The organism is Arhodomonas sp. KWT (genome assembly GCF_010993615.1).
This window is the reverse complement of sequence record NZ_WNXE01000683.1, coordinates 1-893: the sequence shown is the minus strand read 5'-3', so window position 1 is coordinate 893 and position 893 is coordinate 1. Positions and strand designations below refer to the sequence as shown.

1 protein-coding gene is annotated in these 893 nt (G+C 65.7%); it reads right to left on the bottom strand.

What is annotated here, in order from left to right:
* Nucleotides 1-893 (bottom strand): glutamate--cysteine ligase (gene gshA / locus G7A99_RS21705; protein ID WP_163144016.1); only part of this gene is annotated, 893 nt, incomplete at both ends.

The window sequence follows — 893 nt, the reverse complement described above, 5'->3', positions numbered from 1 at the left end:
CCCTGGTTGTGGTTGATCCGTCCCTGCTCGTGGGCGTCGATGGGGGGGCTGTCCTGGAGCAGGCAGAACAGCAGCAGCGTCTCCATGAACAGCAGCTGGGGCACGTCCACACCCACGGGCTCGAACGGGTTGAGGTCCAGTGCCCGGATCTCGACGTACTCCACGCCGGCGCGGCGCAGTGCCGTGGTGGGGCGCTCGCCGGAGTTCGCCACCGCCTTCGGGCGAACGAAGCTGTAGTACTCGTTCTCGATCTGGAGGATGTTGGTGTTGAGCTGGCGCCATTCGCCGTCGACATGGGTGCCGATGCGCGCGTACTCCGGATCCTCCGTGGAGATGGCGGCGGTGAGGTCGCGCACGTAGCTGTCGAGGTCGTTGTAGGAGACCGACAGCCCGGCCTGTGCCTTGTTCTTGTAGCCGATGTCGCTCATGCGCAGCGATGTGCCCCAGGGCTCGTAGAACGTGCCCTTGCCCATGGTCTCGAAGTGCAGGTTCTCCCCGTGGGTGAACGAGCGGCAGATCGCCGGCGAGGCGCCGAACAGGTAGGGCACCAGCCAGCCGTAGCGCTGGAAGTTGCGGATCAGTGCGAAGTAGGCGCCGGAGCGGTATTCCTTTGCCGGCCGGGTGTCACCGTCCGCGGCCTGCACGGCGGCCAGGAAGCCGTCGCTGAACGAGTAGTTGAAGTGGATGCCGGCAATGGCCTGCATGGCGCGGCCATAGCGCCAGTCGAGGCCGTGGCGGTAGACGTGCTTCATGCGCCCGACGTTGGAGCGGCCGTACTCGGCGATGGGGATGCTCGCCTCGCCGCCGACGATGCACGGCATGCTCGTCGCCCACAGCAGCTCGTCACCGATGTTGTGGTAGGTGAAACAGTGGACGTCGGTGAGAAAGGAAAC